The 20,003-nt window shown below is 61.3% G+C and carries 16 protein-coding genes and 1 pseudogene; 13 read left to right on the top strand and 4 right to left on the bottom strand.

Annotated elements, in window-relative coordinates; genetic code table 11:
• Window positions 1-102 precede the first annotated feature (102 nt).
• Window positions 103-255 carry a lasso peptide gene (locus AC1D1L_RS02265; protein ID WP_183445775.1) on the bottom strand — a complete coding sequence of 51 codons (153 nt, stop codon included), beginning with the start codon at window positions 253-255 and terminating at the stop codon, window positions 103-105.
• A gap of 498 nt (window positions 256-753) precedes the next feature.
• On the opposite strand from AC1D1L_RS02265, the gene AC1D1L_RS02260 reads away from it, so the two are divergent.
• The 8 genes from AC1D1L_RS02260 to AC1D1L_RS02225 all read left to right on the top strand — a co-directional run bounded on the left by AC1D1L_RS02260 (window position 754) and on the right by AC1D1L_RS02225 (window position 10,313).
• Entirely contained in the window at window positions 754-1,881 is a 1,128-nt protein-coding gene (locus AC1D1L_RS02260) for a nucleotidyltransferase family protein (protein WP_477338443.1), read from the top strand.
• Between the two features lie 145 nt (window positions 1,882-2,026).
• Window positions 2,027-3,049: a glycosyltransferase family 2 protein gene (locus tag AC1D1L_RS02255; protein WP_192249497.1), complete on the top strand. Its 1,023-nt coding sequence runs from the start codon at window positions 2,027-2,029 to the stop codon at window positions 3,047-3,049.
• 127 nt (window positions 3,050-3,176) lie between these two features.
• On the top strand, window positions 3,177-3,572 hold the full coding sequence (locus AC1D1L_RS02250) for a hypothetical protein (RefSeq protein WP_477338745.1): 396 nt from the start codon (window positions 3,177-3,179) through the stop codon (window positions 3,570-3,572).
• Between the two features lie 125 nt (window positions 3,573-3,697).
• Window positions 3,698-4,579 carry an endo-1,3-1,4-beta-glycanase ExoK gene (gene exoK, locus AC1D1L_RS02245; protein WP_477338441.1) on the top strand — a complete coding sequence of 294 codons (882 nt, stop codon included), beginning with the start codon at window positions 3,698-3,700 and terminating at the stop codon, window positions 4,577-4,579.
• A 55-nt stretch (window positions 4,580-4,634) separates the two neighbouring features.
• Window positions 4,635-5,966, top strand: a complete 1,332-nt coding sequence (locus AC1D1L_RS02240; RefSeq protein WP_112560562.1) for a UDP-glucose dehydrogenase family protein — start codon at window positions 4,635-4,637, stop codon at window positions 5,964-5,966.
• A 30-nt stretch (window positions 5,967-5,996) separates the two neighbouring features.
• Window positions 5,997-7,076 (top strand): glycosyltransferase, encoded by a 1,080-nt coding sequence (locus tag AC1D1L_RS02235; RefSeq protein ID WP_477338439.1) that lies wholly within the window; start codon window positions 5,997-5,999, stop codon window positions 7,074-7,076.
• A gap of 493 nt (window positions 7,077-7,569) precedes the next feature.
• Window positions 7,570-8,853 (top strand): glycosyltransferase, encoded by a 1,284-nt coding sequence (locus AC1D1L_RS02230; protein ID WP_477338437.1) that lies wholly within the window; start codon window positions 7,570-7,572, stop codon window positions 8,851-8,853.
• Window positions 8,850-10,313: a lipopolysaccharide biosynthesis protein gene (locus AC1D1L_RS02225; protein ID WP_477338435.1), complete on the top strand. Its 1,464-nt coding sequence runs from the start codon at window positions 8,850-8,852 to the stop codon at window positions 10,311-10,313. Before AC1D1L_RS02230 ends, AC1D1L_RS02225 begins: the two co-directional genes overlap by 4 nt.
• 225 nt (window positions 10,314-10,538) lie before the next feature.
• On the opposite strand, the pseudogene AC1D1L_RS02220 reads toward AC1D1L_RS02225, so the two are convergent.
• The 3 genes and pseudogenes from AC1D1L_RS02220 to AC1D1L_RS02210 all read right to left on the bottom strand — a co-directional run.
• Window positions 10,539-11,591 (bottom strand): annotated as a pseudogene (locus AC1D1L_RS02220) (polysaccharide pyruvyl transferase family protein); the annotation flags it as partial.
• 326 nt (window positions 11,592-11,917) lie between these two features.
• The gene (locus AC1D1L_RS02215; protein WP_477338433.1) at window positions 11,918-12,685 is read right to left on the bottom strand and encodes a family 16 glycosylhydrolase; all 768 of its coding nucleotides are present in this window, start codon (window positions 12,683-12,685) and stop codon (window positions 11,918-11,920) included.
• Window positions 12,686-12,994: 309 nt separating this feature from the next.
• Window positions 12,995-14,281, bottom strand: coding sequence for a glycosyltransferase family 4 protein (locus AC1D1L_RS02210; protein WP_477338431.1), 1,287 nt, complete (start codon window positions 14,279-14,281; stop codon window positions 12,995-12,997).
• 483 nt (window positions 14,282-14,764) lie between these two features.
• On the opposite strand from AC1D1L_RS02210, the gene AC1D1L_RS02205 reads away from it, so the two are divergent.
• From AC1D1L_RS02205 to galU, 5 genes are all read left to right on the top strand, one after another.
• Window positions 14,765-15,937 (top strand): glycosyltransferase, encoded by a 1,173-nt coding sequence (locus tag AC1D1L_RS02205; protein ID WP_352582257.1) that lies wholly within the window; start codon window positions 14,765-14,767, stop codon window positions 15,935-15,937.
• Between the two features lie 44 nt (window positions 15,938-15,981).
• A complete protein-coding gene (locus tag AC1D1L_RS02200) occupies window positions 15,982-16,980 on the top strand; it encodes a glycosyltransferase family 2 protein (RefSeq protein ID WP_477338429.1) in 999 nt (332 codons plus the stop codon).
• On the top strand, window positions 16,977-17,927 hold the full coding sequence (locus AC1D1L_RS02195; RefSeq protein ID WP_477338427.1) for a glycosyltransferase family 2 protein: 951 nt from the start codon (window positions 16,977-16,979) through the stop codon (window positions 17,925-17,927). Before AC1D1L_RS02200 ends, AC1D1L_RS02195 begins: the two co-directional genes overlap by 4 nt.
• The gene (locus AC1D1L_RS02190; protein WP_477338425.1) at window positions 17,917-18,867 is read left to right on the top strand and encodes a glycosyltransferase family 2 protein; all 951 of its coding nucleotides are present in this window, start codon (window positions 17,917-17,919) and stop codon (window positions 18,865-18,867) included. The genes AC1D1L_RS02195 and AC1D1L_RS02190 overlap by 11 nt, the downstream gene beginning before the upstream one ends.
• A 142-nt stretch (window positions 18,868-19,009) precedes the next feature.
• A complete protein-coding gene (galU, locus tag AC1D1L_RS02185) occupies window positions 19,010-19,906 on the top strand; it encodes a UTP--glucose-1-phosphate uridylyltransferase GalU (protein ID WP_192249535.1) in 897 nt (298 codons plus the stop codon).
• Window positions 19,907-20,003: the final 97 nt, after the last annotated feature.

Here is a 20,003-nt window from a genome sequence, read left to right as displayed (position 1 = left end):
TTCCAGGCAATGAAGTGAAATCGGAGGCTTTTGGCCCCCGACTCTCTTATGTTTTGAGACCCAGAGCCCCAACGTCGTCACTCTGGAAAGACTGCGATAGAGTCAGGAAAAGGTAATATCGCCGAAAGGCGTTCCTGCCGGGAATGCAGCGTCCGTTACTGCACCTGATGAGCCGCCCTGCGTGATGGTCTCGATCGAGCCGTGGACCGTCAGGCTTGGGGTTTCGTACTCATGCTTTTCAACATTCTGTTCCATTTTACTCTCCAATTCTGGACTGGAAGCGGCCTGTCGATTGCCGGCAGCGATCTATTGCTGCACCGCAATAGCTGCATGGCAGCATTTATGAGTCAAGCCTGATTTACCCGCCGTTAATCAATTCTCGGTTGCGGCCGCCTTCAATGGTGATCAAAACGCTTGCATCTGCACTCTAGCCGCGCATCCCAAGTGAATTCAACAATCTATCCGTGGCGATTAATTAAGCATCTGATTTAATTACACTAAATTTTCTACTTGGAATGCCCGCCTTTTAGGCTCGAGCAAAGCCGCACGGAAATTGCTGCAGGCGTGCTGTCGGCCGATCCGATTCCGGCGACGCCCGTGCTGCGTTGCGCAACTGTGTCGCTAAACGCTATGGTTGTGGTGAGGTCGGCCCCGAAGGAAAAACTGGACGCGGCAGCTTAATTTGGCGATGCTTTGCTTCGCACTTGCAATATAACGCGCCTCACAAAATTTTTTGCGGAGATGCTGGAGCATATGGCCTTGCAGGAAGGGACCTTCGAGAGGTTGTGCGCCGCCGGCTGCGCCGACGAAGTGGCCTATGTGCAGGCGTGCCTGCGGCTATTCTTCAACCGGGAGGCGAGCGCCAGCACTGCGCCTGCACCGGCCATCTCCGTTGCCGATGTCTGCGACATCGCGCGGCTGAACAAGGTCGCGACCTTTGTGCTGAAGGCGCTGTCGCGCCCACCCGTGGGCGAGACCCCGCCTGGGCTGCTCGAGTGGCTCGACACCTACCGCCGGCGCGCGATCGCGATGAACTCGTCCGGCATCATGGACTCGATGGCCATCGACGAGGCGCTGCGCGCCAGCAAGATCGATTTTGTCTTCCTGAAGGGACCGTTCCAACAGCAACTGCTCTATGGCGACCATTTCATGAAGCCGTCCGGCGATGTCGACATATTGGTGTCGCCAGCCGGCTTCTTCAAAGCCCGCGATGCGCTGCGCTCGATCGGCTACGAGGTCGCCGGCAAGTCCCGCTCCGTCTGGTGGGTGCGGTTTTTGGGCGAACAGCATATGGTTCGCAGCCAGGGTCCGAAATTGTCCACCGTCGATCTCCACTACCGGCTGCAGCAGCCGGGATCGCCAAGCCCACGCGACACGGACGGCTTTCTGCGCCGCAAGCGCGCGCTTGCGATCGCCGGCTCCAGCGTACCTTTCATCTCGGCTTCCGACACCTTGCTCTTGTCCTGCATCAGTGTCGCCAAGGCGCTGTTCAACCGCGAGCCATGCGCGGGTTATGTCTGCGACATCAGGGCCGCGGCCAGCCGCCTGAGCGAGGCCGAGGAGCGGAATGTGCTCGACTACGCGGCCGAGCAGGGGCTGGCCGACACGCTGCTGCTGGGCTTGCGCGCCGCCGACGTGCTGCTTGGCGGCGCCGGCACGCTGCTCTCGGATCGGGCCGCCAGGATCCTGTCACGCATCGGCAATGAAGACCTGTTCCACATGGTTATCGCGCCGTGGCTGTCGTCGCTGAGATGGCCGCAACGGCGCACCGTTTTGTGGGAACTATGCGGCCGCGAACCTGTCCGCTACCTGACCGAAGCAGGCTGGGCCGCGTCCGCCGACCTCAGCCGGCGGATCTTTGAGCGACCGGAAGGCCGGTGATGACGAGGGGCGTCAGACAGCAGGCAGAGAAAGTTCCGTCCCGATTCGCTGGCGATGGATCACGGGAGGATGGATCGGGATCCGGCGCCGCGCGCCGGAAGGGCGAGGGGCCTCGCAACAATTTATGCAATCGAAAGGCCACCCTATGTCCATGACAGAATCCCAGGTCTGCGTGATCATCGCGGCCCGCAACGCGGCCCGCACTATTCCCGCGGCCATCGCCTCGGCGCTGCGCGAGCCGGAGGTGGCGGAAGTCGTCGTCGTCGACGATGCCTCCACCGACGACACCGCAAAAGTCGCCACTGCTGCCGACGATGGCAGCGGCCGGCTGTCGGTTATCCGCCTCGACGTCAATCGCGGCCCTTCTTTCGCCCGCAACGCCGCCATTGCCGGCTCCAAATCGCCCTTCATCAGCATTCTCGACGCCGACGATTTCTTTCTCGAGGGCCGGTTCCGCCAGCTGTTTGCCAGCACCGACTGGGATTTTGCCGCCGACAACATCATGCTGATCCGCGACGATACGGCGACCGATGTTTCCAAAATCGTCGCCCCGGCCTTTTCGGCGGATCCGGAGTTCCTCGACTTCGAGCGTTTCATCGAAGGCAACATTTCCAGGAGGCGCGTCCAGCGCGGCGAGCTCGGCTTTCTCAAGCCGGTCATTTCAAGGGCTTTCCTCGACAGGCATGAGCTGCGCTACGACGAAAACCTGCGTCTGGGCGAAGATTACGAACTCTATGCCCGTGCCTTTGCCCTCGGCGCGCGGTTCAAGGTCATCCGGTCCTGCGGCTACGGCGCGATCGTGCGCGCCGATTCGCTGAGTGGCCGACACAAGACGCAGGATCTGAAGCGCCTGGCCGATGCCGATCTGGCGCTTCTCAAGATCGACAGCCTGCCGGAAGGCTCCAAGGCCGTTCTGCGCAAGCACGAGCGGCACGTGCGCGACAAATACCGGCTGCGCAATTTCCTCGATGTGAAGGCCGAGCGCGGCATGGCTTCTGCCGCCGCCTATGCGCTGGCCAGCCAATCGAACCTCATTCCCATCGTTTGCGGTGTGGCCTCGGACAAGCTCGATGCGTTGTTTCGTCACGTAGGTTTGTCACCGAGACAGCAGCCAGTGCCGCCCTTGCGGTACTTGATGGCGGGGACCAGCACGTCCCCGAACAAGTAGGCCTCTCCAGTCCGCTGCAACGAGCACGGAAGCTGAAAAAATTGCCTTTCTGAAACTCGGAGGTTGCCTCCGCGTCCCGACGATGGCACTGTATGTTGCGGTGCAGCAATTTTGGAAGGCCAACCGGATGGCTTCAATTTTCGGCTTCAGGTCCAGGGACCCGGCCCGGGACAAGCAGACCGATCTGGCGCGTTTCGACCGTCTGGCAAGGTTGCTGGATCAGATCACGGCCGAGATCGCGGCTGAGAAAACCGGGCTGGAGAATCGCTATCGGTCGAAGTCCACCAACGCGGCCTTCCTGGTCGAGTCGATGGAGAATGGCTCGGCGTCGGCAAGCAGGATGTCTGAGATCGGTGAGTTGACGAAATCGATCCTGAACTGCGAACAGCGCATCGCCGAATTGGTGCGCCAGACCAGCCGGATGAAGGAACTGCGTCATTCACTCGACGCGATTGTCGACGAGAATGCCTTGGGTCCTGATTCTCAGGCCGAATACGTCAAATCCGCAGGCCGCTCTGGCTGAAGCCGGTCATACGAGGCACAAACGAGAAAGTTCGAGGGGACGGAGGATCGGGATCGGCCCGTTGGGATGTGGGCCAGTCGGTGACTTTGGGTTGGGGCGGAACAGCACAAAGGTGAATTGATAATATGAACGAAGATCCCAAGACGACCCCCATCATGGCAGTCGATGCCATGATTTCGGCGCAGCCAAACCGGCCGTTGCGTCTTCTGTCCATTGGTGCGCTTCTGCTGGCGGCAGCCGCAGCTCTGTTCGGCGCCGCGCAGCCCTCCCGTGCCCAGGACGCCTCGCCGGAGATGAAAAGCGCACCGTCCTTCGTCGACGATTTCAAGAGTTTCGATCGATCGCGCTGGTTTGTCTCCGACGGCTGGTCGAACGGCAACCACCAGAACTGCACCTGGTCGAAAAGCCTGGTCAAACTTTCCGACAACATGCTGACGCTCGGCTTCGAAAAGCGCAAATTGAAGGATCGCGAGTTCGCCTGCGCCGAGATCCAGACCAAGCAGCGTTTTGGCTACGGAACCTATGAAGCGCGGATGAAGACGGACACCGGTTCTGGCCTCAACGCCGCTTTCTTCACCTATATCGGCCCCGCCGACAAACAGCCCTGGTACGAGATCGACTTCGAGGTCCTGACCAAGGACACATCCAAGGTGCAGGTCAACAGCTACATCGCCGGCAAACCGAAGAACGAGAAGCTGGCCGAAGTCGAAGGTGGCACCGACAAGGGCTTCAACGACTATGCCTTCATCTGGGAAAAGGACCGGCTGCGCTGGTACGTCAACGGCAGGCTGGTCCAGGAAGTGACCAATCCCGAGCAATTGCCGACCCATTCGCAGAAGATATTCTTCAGCCTCTGGGGCAGCGACACGCTGACCAACTGGATGGGCGCTTTTTCGGATCCCGGCCGCCAGGTATCGATGCAGGTGCAACGCGTTGCCTTCACCGCGCTCGGCCAGCCGTGCCAGTTTCCGGAATCGCTGGCATGTAGTGTAAGCAGCATAAAGTAGATCTGAACCGGCTCGGCCATATCAGGCCACAGGGCGTGAACAGGAATTAACCCGAATGAATTTGACGGTCTTTGGAATTGGCTATGTCGGTCTCGTGCAGGCCGCGGTGTTGGCGGAAGTCGGGCACCAGGTGGTGTGCGTCGATGTCGACGAAAAGAAAGTCGAGCGGCTCAACCAGGGCTTCGTGCCGATTTTCGAGCCGGGCCTGGAGGCTCTGGTCAAGGAGAACCACGCTGCCGGCCGCATCAAATTCACCACCGATGCCGCCGCCGCCGTTAAGCATGGCGAAATCCAGATGATCGCGGTCGGCACGCCACCCGGGGAGGACGGCTCGGCCGACCTCAAATATGTACTGGCGGTGGCCGAGACCATCGGCCGTGAGATGGACAGCCCCAAGATCGTGGTCGGCAAGTCGACAGTGCCGGTCGGCACCTGTGAAAAGGTCAAGGCCAAAATCGCCGAGACGCTGAAGGCGCGCGGCCGCCAGGATCTGGCTTTCGACGTCGCCTCCAATCCGGAATTCCTCAAGGAAGGCTCCGCCGTCTCCGACTGCATGAAGCCCGACCGTATCATCGTCGGTACCAACAGCGAGGACACCGAGGCGGTGATGCGCGAGCTCTATGCGCCATTCAACCGCAACCACGAGAAGATGATCGTGATGGACGTGCGCAGCGCCGAATTCACGAAATACGCCGCCAATTGCATGCTGGCGACCAAGATCTCTTTCATGAACGAGATGGCCAATCTGGCCGAGCAGCTCGGCGCCGACATCGAGGAGGTGCGCAAGGGCATCGGTTCGGATCCGCGCATTGGCTACCACTTCATCTATCCCGGCCTCGGCTATGGCGGCTCGTGCTTCCCCAAGGATGTCCGCGCGCTGATCAAGACCGCCGAAGGCGTCAAGTTCGATGCCAAGCTGCTGCGCGCCGTCGAGGAGCGCAACAACGAGCAGAAATCCGTTCTGTTCGACAAGGTGCACCGCTATTTCAAGGGTAGCCTCAAAGGCAAGACCTTCGCGCTCTGGGGCCTCGCCTTCAAGCCCAACACCGACGACATGCGCGAGGCGCCGGCGCGCGTCCTGATGGAAGCGCTGTGGAAGGCCGGCGCCAAGGTGCAGGCCTATGATCCCGAGGCGATGCAGGAATGCCAGGCCATCTACGGCCTGCGCGACGATCTGCTTTTGTGCGGCACCAAGGAGGCAGCACTGCGCGGCGCCGACGCGTTGCTGATCGCCACCGAGTGGAAGAGTTTCCGCGCCCCGTCCTTCGACGCGGTCAAGGATGCGCTGACCACGCCGGTCATCTTCGACGGCCGCAACCTCTACGATCCCAAGGTCATCGCCCGCCACGGCATCGAGTATTTCTCGATCGGCAGGATGGCGGCATAGGGCAAGGCGGCACAACGAGGAGCCAGGTTCATGAAAGTTCTGTTTGCAGGCGGCACCGGCTACACGCCGCAATTCAGCGGCGGCGTTCAGTCGAGCACCCACCACCTGGTCCAACAATTGCGCGAGAACGGTCACGAGGCTTCCGTTCTGGCAGCATTGTTCGGCGACGGCATGTTCGGCTTCAAGGCGCGCGCCAAGATGAAACTCCTTCGTCAGCGCGCGGTCATCGACAATTTCCCGGGCTATCCGGTGGTTCGGGCGTGGTTTCCCTGGGAAGCAGCCGGCTTCGCCGTCGAAAAGTTGAGGCCGGATGTCGCGGTCGTGCAGTGCCACAATTCGGTGCCGATCGGCAGAGAGTTGCAGACGCTTGGCGTGCCGCTGGCAGTCTATCTGAGGAATGTCGAATTCGACGAATTGGCCGGCGATCTGCGTGAGCTCCATTCGGCAGTCTATATCGCCAATTCCGAGTTCACCGCGCGCGCTTACAAGGCAAAATTCGATATCGATTCAACGGTTATTCCGCCGACCATCAATCCCGCGTTCTACAGCACGCCGACGACCGGTGAGTTTGTCACGATGATCAATCCTTACGAGGAGAAGGGCTTCGATCTTGCGGTGCGCATTGCCGCCGCCTGTCCCGAGATCCCGTTCCTGTTCGTCGAAAGTTGGAAGCTCGACGACGATCATCGGGCCCGGATCGAGCAAACTATCGCACCATTCCCGAACGTCAAGCTGGAAGGCCGCACCAGTGATATGAAGACGGTCTATGGACGCACGAAGATCCTGCTTGCGCCCAGCAAATGGGAAGAGGCCTGGGGCCGGGTGGCGTCGGAAGCGCATTGCAGCGGAATTCCAGTGGTCGGCTCGCGGCGCGGCGGGCTGCCGGAAGCGGTTGGCTCCGGCGGCGTGGTGCTGGACTACGACGCCCCGCTCGCCGACTGGGTCGCAGCGGTCAGACGGCTGTGGAGCGATGAGGCCGAGTACAAGCGGCTGTCAGCGGCAGCACGTCAGTTTTCGGAGCGGCCGCAAATGAACCCGGACCTTCAGTTTGCCGCGTTCATGGGCGTGCTCGACAGCGCAAGGCGTCTCGGCCTGGAGCGCGCAGCCTAAGCGAATCGCGTTGGAATTCATCTGACACGCTGCGGCACCGGGCGATGGCAGTTGCGCAAGGCTCCATGACCCAGTTCCAGGCGTCGCGTGCCGATCCTTCCTGATCACTTTTGATTGCTGCAGTGCAATATTTTTGTGGCACCGCAACAATCAACGTGTATTCTGCCTGTCTACATTAGGGCTTGTGCGATATGGACCGCTTGGGGGTCCGGGCAGCCCCAACCTTATGGGGCGGGTCATGCGCGTGGGCTTTGTCGTCGGCGAATTCCCCCTCCTTTCGGAAACCTTCGTCGCAGACCAGATGGCTGGGCTGCTGGCGCGGGGCTGAACCTGCCAGGCATGTCGGCGTTGCCGAGGGCTGGGCGGATCCTTCGTCTGCCGGCTGACACCGCCCTTGAGCGATTGATCGGCAGAGACGCCAAATCGAGGGAATCTTGCTACGCTGCACCAAAAATGTTGCAGTGCAGCAAGACCTGTACTAACGTCTGCGCGGGTGGGCCAAACAGCGGTCGAATTTCATGCTGCATGTCTTGTGCCTCGCGCACGATGTTTTCCGCCCGGCTGTCGTCAGGGGCACACCAGCTCCCCGCACGGGCGGATCCTGCCGATGAAGATTTGCTTCGTAGTCGACAAGTTTCCCTCATTGTCCGAGACTTTCGTTCTCGACCAGATAGCCGGGTGCCTTGAGCGCGGCATGGAAGTCGGTGTGGTTTGTAACGAGACATCCTTCGGCAAGGACCGCAATATCGACGATCCGCGCTGGCAGGCGCTGCCAGGAAAGGTCGTATGCTGGTGGGGCGGTCTGGGTCGCTATCGCCCGCTGCTCAGGAAGTGGTCCGGCAGGTTCTGGGACAAGCTCTCGACGGCCATCGACATTGCTCACGCGCGAAAATTGCAGGGCGCCGACGTCATCGTCGCCCACTTTGGCAACAACGGCATGCGCGTGGCGCGCGCCATCAAGCGCGGCAGGATTTCCGCTCCCCTGGTGACGATATTTCACGGCCGCGATGTCGGCGAGCCGCTGCATGACAATACGCTCGCGCGCTACAAAATCGTGTTCGAAAAGGGCGTTCTTCAACTGCCGGTAAACGCATTTTTCCGCGACGCATTGATTGAGGTCGGTGCATCGCCCGAGCAGGTTGTGGTTCACCATATGGGGGTGCGGCCAAATGAGATCGACTACCAGTGGCGCTCGTGGGAGCAGGCCACGCTCTCTTTCATCTCGGTCTGCCGCCTGACCGAAAAGAAGGGCATCGAATATGCGCTTCGTGCGCTTGCCGGCCTGCCGCGCCGCGACTGGGTCTATTCGGTGATCGGCGGCGGCGAACTTCTTGAGGAGTTGAAGGCGATCGCTACAAATCTCGGCATCGCCGACAGGGTGAGTTTTCTTGGGTCCCGGCCGCACAGCGAAGTCAAGCAGCGTCTGCGCGATGCGCATGTGTTCCTGCTGCCCAGCGTCGGCGCGCGCGATGGCGATCTGGAAGGCATTCCGGTTTCGCTGATGGAAGCGATGGCCGCCGGGCTGACAGTGGTCAGCACATATCATTCCGGGATTCCCGAACTGATCGATGATCACAAGACAGGCTTTCTCGTGCCTGAGCGGGACGTTGCGGCGCTGACCGGGAAACTTGCCTGGATCGCTGAGAACCCGAAGCGGTGTGAAGAGATCGCCCTCGCTGCGCGCAAGAAGATCGAGGCGGAGTTCAACTCCGATCTGCTGAACCAACATTTCGTGGAAATCGCCATGCAGCTTGGCGAAACGAGGTCGCTTGCATGAACGCCAATCCGCCCCCCCAGTTCGGTCGTGTCGCCCTGCGCGGCGGGCTGGTTACCATCGGCGCCCAGGGCTTCAAGATGGCGATCCAGTTTCTCTCCGTCATCGTGCTCGCCCGTCTGCTCGTTCCCGAGGATTTCGGTCTGGTGGCTTCCGTCGGGCCGATCGTGGCCTTTGTCGGACTGCTTCAGAATCTGGGCCTGCAGCAGGCTGTGGTTCAGCGCAAGGACATCACCAACCAGCAGCTCAACCAGGTGTTCTGGATCAGCGCGCTGGTCGGGCTGGGCAGTGCCGTGGTGGTGGCCGGCCTGTCGCCTGCCGTCGCCGCGTTCTACGGCGATCAACGCATGTCCGGCATCACCCTTGGCTCCGCCCTGCCGCTACTTCTCGGCAGTCTGGCCGCGGTGCCGCTGGCATTGATGAATCGCCACCTGCAGTTCGGCCAGCTCGCACTGAACGACGTGATAAGCGCCGCTGCCGGACTTCTGACCGCCGCGATCGCGGCCTATGCGGGGCTCGGCTACTGGTCGCTGGTCATCGGCCCGGCGGTTTCGGCTGTTGTCGCCCTGGCTGCCGCCTGGCGGGTGGCGCGATGGACGCCGTTGCGGCCGGACCTGAAAGTCGACGCCGACATATTGTCGTTCGGCGCCAACCTGACCGGCTTCAACCTTGCCAACTTCTTCTCGCGCAATCTCGACAACATTCTCATCGGAAAATATTCCGGTGCGATCGAGCTCGGCTATTACGACCGCGCCTACAAGCTCCTGCTGTTCCCGCTGCAGAACATCAACCAGCCGCTGACGCGGGTTATGGTGCCGCTGCTCAGCCGCATCCACGACGACAAGGCCCGCTTTCGCGATATCTATGTACGCACCAACTGGATGCTGGCAGCCGTTACCATGCCGGGCATCGCCGCGCTGACGCTGACCTCCGATCAGATCGTCGGACTTCTCTTCGGCGCGGGCTGGGCGCCGGTCGCGCCGATATTTGCCTGGCTGGGCATCGCCAGCCTCGTCCAGTCCGTTTCAAGCACGACGGGGTGGATATTCATCTGTCAGGGCAAGACGAAGACGATGTTCCACTGGGGCATCTATTCGTCGCTGACGACCGTCGCTGCGTTCGTCGTCGGCCTGCACTGGGGCGCCGTCGGCGTTGCCGCGGCCTATGCCATCAGCGGTTACGTGCTGCGCGTTCCCGTGCTTGCGGTACTGGTTCATCGCGTCGGTCCGGTGACCGCCACCGACTTCCTGCTTATGCAGGGGCTTTTCATTGCCTCGTCCCTGCTTGCCTGGTTCTTGTACCTGTGGTTGCCGGCGTCGCTGACCGGCCAGTCAGACCTGCTCGCGGTCTTTCTGGCGCTTGCCCTCAACTACGGCATCGGTCTCGTTTTCATGCTTGCCGTCCCGCAATCGCGACGCGCTTTGTTCACCACCCTGTCCAACGCCGCGCGCAACATCCGCTGAGCGACTACCGATCAGCGACGCCAGCAGGTTTGTGGCCGACATTGCCGAAGCGTGTTCCTCAAGCACGGCCTGAAGGCTTGTCTTGCGATAGCGGTCGAGATTTCCCGCAAACCGGCCGAGCTTTTCGCGCGCCTCTGCGGGCGTCACGGTGTCGATGTCGAGCAGCACATCGTCGACACCTATGCGCTTGGCCACTTCCTTGGTCTTGAACTCATAGGCGATCGGCAGCACCGGCGTGCCGACGCAAAGCGACATGATCATCATGTGCATGCGCGTCGCGACGACGAAGTCGAAGCCCTTCACCAGCGCCATCAACTGGTCCGGCGTGTGGAACGCTGCGTCGACGGTCACATGCCTGGCGATCTCAGGATCGAGCTCCGCGACGATCGCCCGCGCGGTCTTGGAATCGTCATGGGCATATTCCGGCACACCCTGACACGTGGAGACAAAGGTCACCTCCTTGCCAAGGTCCCTGACAAGAATTGTGGCGATCTCGCGGATCGAATCGAGATAGCGGCGCATGCCGCCTTCACCGTCGCTGACGTAGTTCCAGTGGCGTACGGAAATGGCGACGCGGCCAGTGGGCGCCGGCGGCTGGCTGGAAGCGAGTGACTTGCCGATCCTATCGGTATCGGCCAGGGCGAATACGGCATCGGCCACCACGTGGCACTTGCCGAGATCCTTCACCAGATCCTGGATATGGGTCCGCGACCGTTCATCGCGCAGCAGGATGAGCGGGCTGCGGTCAAAGATCGGGCCAAGCTCCTGGCGGTTGTAACTTTTGTTGAACGGGCCAAGGGATTGCGTGAAGAAGACCGGATCCTTGCCAAATATGGCATCAAGCCGGAACTGATTGAGGCGTCGTTCGAGATTGTAGTTCTCGACGAGATAGGTTCCCCCTGTCGTGACCACCATGTCCGCGTCGGCGTAAATGTCGAGACCGCGCCGGTCGCCCTGGCTGAAAAAAGTGCCAAGCGCGCTGCTGTTGCCAAACCAGCGCAGGGCCTGGAGAACGAGCCGATTGTAGATCGGCTTGAACCGGTCCTTCAGCCCGCTGCCATTCTTGTATCGGAACAGGGATTCCGACAGCAGCTTGTGAAATTCGAGGTCCGGATAATCCTTCTTCGGATAGAGCCTTTCTGCAACCTCGGGCTGGCTGTCGAACACAGCGAACCGCAAATTGCCCGGCACGATCGTCTTGAGAATGTGGCGGATCGCCAGCAGAATCGCCGCATCCCCGGTATTCAGGCAGACTGTGTTTTCGACGACGATCTTCATGGAATTACCTCATTTCGTCAGCAAATCCCGCGGCCAGGCCAGCGGTGCTCAAGACGGGCGTAGTGACCGAAAATGCTGCACGCCAGGACAATCCCGATGCGGTCCGCGTCACGATTTAGGGCGTTGCACCGGGCTGATGGCCAACGCACGGCTCGAGCGGCACTCAAGCAAGCCCGAGATTAGCGGATCAATTTTGCACTGCAACAAAAAACGTGCACTCATTGCTACGCCGCACCGAAAATGTTGCAATGCAGCATCAAGTCGCACCGGCACGACCAACTGCTCGATATTCGACATAAGCAGCTTTCGCTGCCGGTTTCTTGCCCTCATGGGGCGATATCGCTTCGCCTGTAACCGTGAAGTGTCATGACCAATCTGTCCGAAGCAGCCATTGGCTCCCATTTGCCGGCCCAGCGTGTGTCCATGACAGCGCCTGCCGCAACCCAAAGGTCGAAATATGGCTTCATGGGATGGTTCGGAAAGGCGCCGCCGTTGGTGTCAGCCGGCGTAACCACAGCAGCTTCCTTCCCGTCGATGAAGAAGGCAACGCGTTTCCCGGCCTCATACTCTATGCCAAGGCGGTATCGCTTGCCCGACAGATCCCCAAGCAGGATCCATTTTACCCAAACGCTCTTGTGCTGGTTGTCGACGTCCGCCCAGACGGTGAGCTGCAACCCTTTCGTGCCGACGATCTCAAAATCGATTTCCTCATGGGCTTTGTCGTTGAATGTCCAAAGCGGCGCTGCGATCAACCCAGGCTTCATCGTCGGGAGCGTTACGTCCACTTCCCACCTTGCCGATGAAAAATCGGACTTGCCGCCGGATATCACCTCCGCGGACGCTTTCTCGCTGACGCTAAGCTGGAGTGCGCCGTCGACGATTTTGACGTTCGCGGCCTTCCAGTCATAGCCTCCGAGCTTGGGCTCGCTCCATTGCGACGGCACGAAGGGATTGGTGTATTTCCAGAGCTGGAGCTTGACCGCCGACCAGTCGGGAAGCTTGTCGAGGGCAGCGTCCCCGGCTCCTGCCACAATGCTCTCCGCCAGCGCCTGTCCAGCAACCGACTGCACTGCCGTGGAGGCAGCCAGAAGCACCAGGAGTTTTCTGCGTGTGCAATTCATGCATGGCCTCCGTTGGCGCCTTTAACCTTTAGGCGGCGACTTCAAGCCGGCCGTTTGATGCGGCTCTTCGACGTGAAGCAGCTTACGTGCCACCTTGATGATTGAGCCGTGCACCAAGGATATGGCAATTTTTCGCCGCACTGCACCAAAAATGTTGCAAAGCAGCAAATTCGCTCTCCTTTGCCGCGCCGTCCGGGAATAAACCGCCCCCTTCCGATCGGTGGGCCAATGCGCAACAGCAAAGCAACCGGGGTCGCTACTTTCGGAGCGGTGCCCGGGTGCTCAAGCCGCGGAGGCGGTCGGGATAGGGTGGGGTTGCTCCCGTGTATTTTCATTAGGCACAAACGGCGATGATACGGACGGCAAGGATTCAGCCGGCAAGGATTGCGGAGAGGAAACGTCAAGAGCCGGATCGAGTTGCGCCGGATCCGTCGCGCGCTCTAGCGCAACACGATCGTAAAGCGCATCGAGAAATGCGCCTGCGGGTTCGGCCGCAAACATGGTTTCCGCCGTCCTGCGGGCTTGGCGCCGTAGCGGCGCCATCAGTTCGGGGTGGCCGATATAGGTCTTCAACCGGTCAATGGCCAAGCAGGCAAGGCGCTCGACTTCATCGCGGAAATATTGGGCAAAATTCGCGTCGCCGCGGAAGTCGTATCCCGGGTTCCACCAATCACCGACCTCGTTCAGCTTCACTGGCAATGAAATCCCGTTGACGCCGTCCTCGAGGAATTCCGGCAGAGCGCAGACCCCCGTCCCAAGAACCGGAGTGTGCTCGGACATCGATTCCAGTGCAGAGTACCCAAACGTATCGCCGAACGTGGCGAGGATGCCGAAATGCGAATTGCGCAGCAATTTTCGCACCGCCTGGTTTGGCAGCACCCCGTGATGTTGGACATTCTTCAGTCCGAGCAGTTTGAGATAGGGGTCGAAGAACCCTGGAGCTGTCGGGTCTGTCCATATGGGACCGCCAACCTGGAGACTGGAAACGATGTTCACCCGGATTGGCAAATTCTGCTCCAACGCCTTTTCCGCGATTTTGACCGCAACACATCCGCCCTTGCGGCCGAAATGGGCACCGACGAATGTCAGCACCAGTTCCGCTGCAGTGTCTTGGGACATCGCATCCTCAACCGCGGGCACGATGATATTCGGGTGACGAACCATCAGCTTTGCGGTCAGGAGGTCTAGCTGCGGATTTCCGGCATGCTGGGCCAGAAAACATCTGCGGGCAAAATGCGATAAGGCGATAATGCGGCGGCAGCCGGGGTCCGTGATCCGCGAGACCAGGTATCGCGCCATAAGCCCGCGTTTGCGAAGCGCGAACTGTCGCGGCAAATGGGATTCGAATGACATGATGTACTTCGAGGAATTGACAGGTATCCGGTTGAACGCATGCACCATGTCAACGGACAGAGCAGGTTCGATCAGCGTCACACCTTCCAGCTTCGACGAGACCAGGTTGAACGGCAGAAATCGCTGTCGCAGGATCGTATGTCGGGACGCTCGCGGCGTAACGAAACTGGTCGGATACTTGTCGTCATAGACGGCAATACGAAGAGACTTGCCCATACAGCACCCACCCGTATTTAAACAGTTGGCATCAGGGGTCTTCGCAAGCTATTCCAAAAGTGCAGCTGAGCTGCGATGCACTCATCATCCCGCACTGCAGCGGAATGCAGCGCGGATCCCCTAGCCAATTCAAAACCCCAACTTCCCTAGGGTGAATTCAACATCATTTTTTGTTGCGGTGCAACACAATATTAGCAATTGGTTTACCACGATCACCGACATCGGAGTTTTGGTGGTGGGCGTGATCGGATCGCGATTTTGCCGCGCACGGGGCAAAATTGCCCGAAACTGCCGGCTCCGCAGGTCGTACCATTTTCTGCGGCTCACCTGGGTAGCCACTTTTTGCGCGCTACCGACTTCCGGCGATATATTTGTGCGGCGCGGTAGAGGTGGCTAATTTTGCTACGGTGCACCAAAAATGTTGCGATGCAGCAAAAGCTGCGTTAGCATTCCTATGGGTGGGCCAACAGCGGTCGAGTTTTCATGCTGCATGTCTTGTACCTTGTGCACGACGTTTCCGACCCGGCCGTGCGCCGGCGGATCATAATGCTCAGGGCAGGCGGCGCGCGGGTCACATTGGCCGGCTTCCGTCGGACCACAAATGCTGTTCCCGACGTTGAGGGGCTGCAGCCGATCGACCTTGGCGCGACGCGTGACGGCCGATTCGGCCAGCGCATGGCGGCGGTCGCCAAGGCGGCGCTGTCGATAGGCTCGAAGTTTGGGGCGATGCCGAAGCCCGATCTCATCATCGCGCGCAATCTGGAAATGCTGGCGCTGGCCAGACGTGCCAAGGCAGCCTTTCGCGGCGGCGTGCCGATTGTCTACGAATGCCTCGACATCCACCGCCTGGTGCTGCGCAACGACATGCTGGGCCGGGCGCTGCGCACCGCGGAGCGATATCTCGCCCGCGACGTGAAGCTTCTGGTGACCAGCTCGCCGGCCTTCATCGCCAACTATTTCAAGCCGTTCGGGCAAGTCGCGGCGCCGGTGGAGCTGGTCGAAAACAAATATTTCGAAATCGCGCCGATCTCCACGGACGATCGCCTGAAGGCCGAAAACCCTGTCGCGCCGCCATGGCGCATTGGCTGGTTCGGCGCGCTGCGCTGCCGCCGCTCGCTCGAGCTGCTGGCCGATTTCACCCGCCGCCAAGGCGGGCGCTTCGAGGTCGTCCTGCGGGGCCGTCCGGCACTGTCGGAATTCCCGGATTTCCACGCTTTTGTCGAAGCCGAGCCCTATCTCTCTTTCCGCGGCCCCTACCGCAACCCGGAGGACATGGCGGCGATCTACGGCGAAGTGCATTTCTCCTGGGCCATCGACTTCTTCGAGGAAGGGCAGAATTCGGAATGGCTGCTGCCCAACCGTCTCTATGAGGGCTGCCGCTTCGGCGCCGTGCCGATCTCGATGGGCAACACCGAGACCGGGCGCTTCCTCAACCAGCAGGACATTGGCGTCCTGCTGTCCGACGCCACGCCGCAGACGCTGGAAACCGCGCTCGGCCGCATGGACCAGGAGCGTTTCGGCAAGGCCAAGGCGCGAGTTCTGGCCCGCAATCCGAGGACATGGAGCTACGACCGCAGCGACTGCCGCGCTTTTGTCGACCGGCTGCGCGGCCTGGTGGTTTCACCCGGCTCCTTCGTCACCGAGGCACTGGCTTAGGGATGATTGGCGATGACAAAAATACAGGGCGCGGGAAGGCACCGATGACGCAAACGAAAGCGCTTCCGCCAAGCCTGATCGTTATCCCGTGCCTGAACGAGGCGACGCATATCGGTGCATTGCTCGAGCAGTTGCAGCCAGCCGCCGCAAGGCTCGGCGCCCGCATCGTCGTTGCCGATGGCGGCAGCACCGACGGCACTTTGGCCATCGTAGAGGCGGTTGCGGCCAAGGACGCTCAGGTCATCCTCCTGCACAACCCAGAGCGCATCCAGAGCGCCGCGATCAACCTCGCCGTCGCCAGCTACGGCGCCGGCGCCGAATATCTGATCCGCATCGACGCCCATGGCGGCTATCCCGCCGATTATTGCGACCGGCTGGTCGAGGAGGCGCTGGCCACATCAGCCGATTCGGTCGTCGTCTCGATGCTGACCAGCGGCAGCGGCGTGGTGCAGAAAGCGGTCGCGGCGGCGCAGAATTCCAAATTGGGCACCGGCGGCTCCAAGCACAGGCACCTCTCGGCCGGCGAATGGGTCGATCACGGCCATCACGCGCTGATCCGGATTTCAGCCTTCACCGCGGTCGGTGGCTATGACGAGACCTTCAGCCACAATGAGGATGCCGAGCTCGACTACCGGCTGCGCCAGGCCGGTTATCGCATCTGGATGAGCGGCAAGACGCAGATGGTCTACTATCCACGTTCCTCGCTGAAGAGCCTGTATTTCCAATATCTCGGCTATGGCCGCGGCCGCGCCAAGAATGTGCTCAAGCATCGCATGATCCCGAAGGTACGGCAGATGATCCCGCTGCTGGTGGCGCCGGTCGTTCTTCTCGCGGCATTTTCCTTCATCCACTGGCTGGCGGCGGTGCCGCTGCTGGTCTGGGCCTCGGTGTGTCTCGGCTATGGCGTGTGGACCGCGATTGCCCAGCGCAACCCCAACAATGTGCTGACCGGCATTTCGGCGATGGTCATGCATTTCGGCTGGTCGGTCGGGTTTTGGCTGCAACTGCTCGGGGCGGGATCGCAGCGCAAGGTGGCGTCATGAGCATGGCCTCGAGGGATCGCCGCATCGATATTTGCGTCTGCACGTTTCGCCGGCCGGAACTGGCCGACACGCTGCGCTCGCTTGCTGCCATGAACATGCCTGCCGGCTTCGGCATCGGCGTCATCGTTGCCGACAATGACGACGAGCCGACCGCCGAGTCGCTGGTGACCGAGCTGGCGCGGGAATTGAAGCTGCTAGTCCGCTACCGGCACGCCCCGGCACGCAACATCTCGGTCGCCCGCAACGCCTGTCTCGACACCAGCACGGCGGATTTTGTCGCCTTCATCGACGATGACGAAACCGCCTCCGCGCAATGGCTTGCCGAGCTGGTCGCCACCGCCGAGACGAGCGGCGCCGAGGCCGTGCTCGGTCCGGTGCGGGCGCTCTACCGCGCGGACGCGCCGGGCTGGATGCGCAAGGGCGATTTCCATTCGACCTTCCCGGTCTGGGTGCAGGGCGAAATCCGCACCGGCTACACCTGCAACGTGCTGCTCAGAATGGGCGCCGACAGCCTGCGCGACCGGCGTTTTAGCCTGGCGCGCGGCCAAAGCGGCGGCGAGGACACCGAATTCTTCGATCGAATGGTCAGGGACGGTGGCCGCATCGCCTTCGCGCCGGAAGCCTGGGTCGAGGAAGTAGTGCCTTCCGCCCGTGCGGCGTTCGACTGGCTGCGCCGCCGCCGCTTCCGCTTCGGCCAGACACATGGCCACCTCATCGGGCAAAATGCCGGTGCTGCCAGACGCGTGAAGGACGTCGGCCTTGCCTCGGCCAAGGCCGCCTACTGTTTCGGCATGGCGGCACTGACGGCGATCAGCCCGGTCCGACGCAACCGCAGCGTGCTGCGCGGCATCATGCATGTCGGCGTCGTCAGCGGCCTGGTCGGTATTAGCGAGATCCGCCAATACGGCCTGCCATCCCCGCAGCAGGGAGGCAAGCGTGCAGCCTGACGTCTCCTTTGTCATCGCCGCCTACAATGCCGCGGCCACGCTTGACCGGGCGATCGTCAGCGCCATGGCCCAGCGCGATGTGAGCGTCGAAATCATCGTCGTCGACGACCAGTCGCGCGACAACACGCTCGACGTCGCAAGAGCCTACCCGCAGGACACCGTCCGCGTCGTCGCATTGCCCGCAAACCGCGGTCCGGGCGGCGCCAGGAATGCCGGGCTCGAACTGGCTTCCGGCCGCTGGGTCGCGGTGCTCGATTCCGACGATGCCGTCCTTCCCGGGCGGCTTTCCGCCATGATCGCGCGGGCGGAAAAGGCAGGCGCTGTGATCGCCGTCGACAACCTCCAGGTGGTGCGCGAGGACGGCGTTGCCGAAGCGACGATGTTTCCCGCCGAATATCTGGAAGGCCTGCGTGAGATCACGCTCGCCGACTACATCGCCGGCAACATCGTTTTCGAATCCACGTTCAATCTTGGCTACCTCAAGCCTATCTTCCAGCGCCGCTTCCTGACCGAAAACGGGCTCCGCTATGATGAAAATCTGAGCATCGGCGAGGATTACATCCTGCTCGCCAACGCGCTGGCCAAGGGCGGCAAATGCGTGGTCGAGCCGACGACCGGCTATATCTACCACATCCGCACAGGCTCGATCTCGCGTGTGCTCGAACTTCACCATGTCGAGGCGATGCGCAAGGCCGATGCGGTCTTCGCGGAGACCAATTCCATGGACGCGGCTGCCGCGGCCGCCTTCGCCAGGCGCGCCTGCAGCCTGCGCAAGGCGGCATCATTCCTGTCGCTGGTCCAGCACATCAAGGCGCGCTCGCCGTTGAAGGCGATACGCACCGCGCTAAGTGATCCGGCAGCTGTCAGGCATATGTCGATGCCGATCGCTGTCCGGCTGCGGAGGGTTGCGGCACAGTTTGCCGTGGGGACGGGGAGATGAAGCATGCGGGCCAGAGCATGATCCCGAAAAGTGGGAACCGGTTTTCTCGGACAAAACGGTTCCCGTTTTGTCCGGAGATCATGCTCCAACTATGAATCGGCCGGCGATAGGTAGAAATCTTTTCTCTCAGAAGGAATACCAGATGCAGAAAGTCAGGAAGGCAGTCATCCCGGTGGCGGGGCTCGGAACACGGTTCCTGCCGGCGACCAAATCGATGCCCAAGGAAATGCTGCCCGTGGTCGACCGGCCCGTCGTCCAATATGCCGTGGACGAGGCTTTCGAAGCCGGCATCGAGCACATCGTGTTCGTCACCGGCCGCAACAAGGCTGTCATCGAGGACTATTTCGACCTGCATCCTGAACTGATCGGAACGCTTGAGCAGACCGGCAAGAAGACCCAGCTGGAGGCGCTCGAAAGCATGCTGCCGGTGGCCGGCGCGACCAGCTTCATCCGCCAGCAGTCGCCGCAGGGCCTCGGCCATGCGGTGTGGTGCGCGCGCGAAGTCATCGGCGACGAGCCGTTTGCGCTCCTGCTTCCCGACATGGTGTCGTTCGGCAGCCGCGGCTGCCTGGCCGAAACCGTCGATCTCTATCAGCAGACCGGCGGCAACGTCATCGCCGTTGAACGCTGCGACCCGTCTGAGACCAGCAAATACGGCATTGTCGGCCGGGGCGCTGAGGCCGGCGGCGGCTTCGAGGTGACGGCGATGGTGGAAAAGCCGGCGCCGGCCAACGCGCCGTCGAATTACTACATCAACGGCCGCTACATCCTGCAGCCCGAGATATTCTCACTGCTCGGCAACCAGCAGCGCGGCGCCGGCAACGAAATCCAGCTTACCGACGCCATGGTCCGCCTGTCGAAAAGCCAGTCTTTCTACGCCCAGCCCTTCAACGGCCGCATGTTCGACTGCGGCTCCAAGGAAGGCTTCATAGAGGCCACTATCGCCTTCGCGCTGGCGCGCGACGACATGAAGGGGCCGGTGCTGGAAATGCTGCAGGCGTTCGTGCGGTCGCATGAGCGTCAGGAAGTGGCCGCATAATGCCCATCTTTCGAGGGCATATGCGTTTGGATGATGGCGCAGCCCATGCTTGCGCGCCTGGCCCTTCAGGCCCGGCGCCAGATGGCACGAAGCTTGC

Source organism: Mesorhizobium sp. P2_D6 (assembly GCF_056404315.1).
The sequence above is the reverse complement of the archived record's forward strand: the minus strand, read 5'-3'. Positions and strand labels throughout refer to the sequence as shown.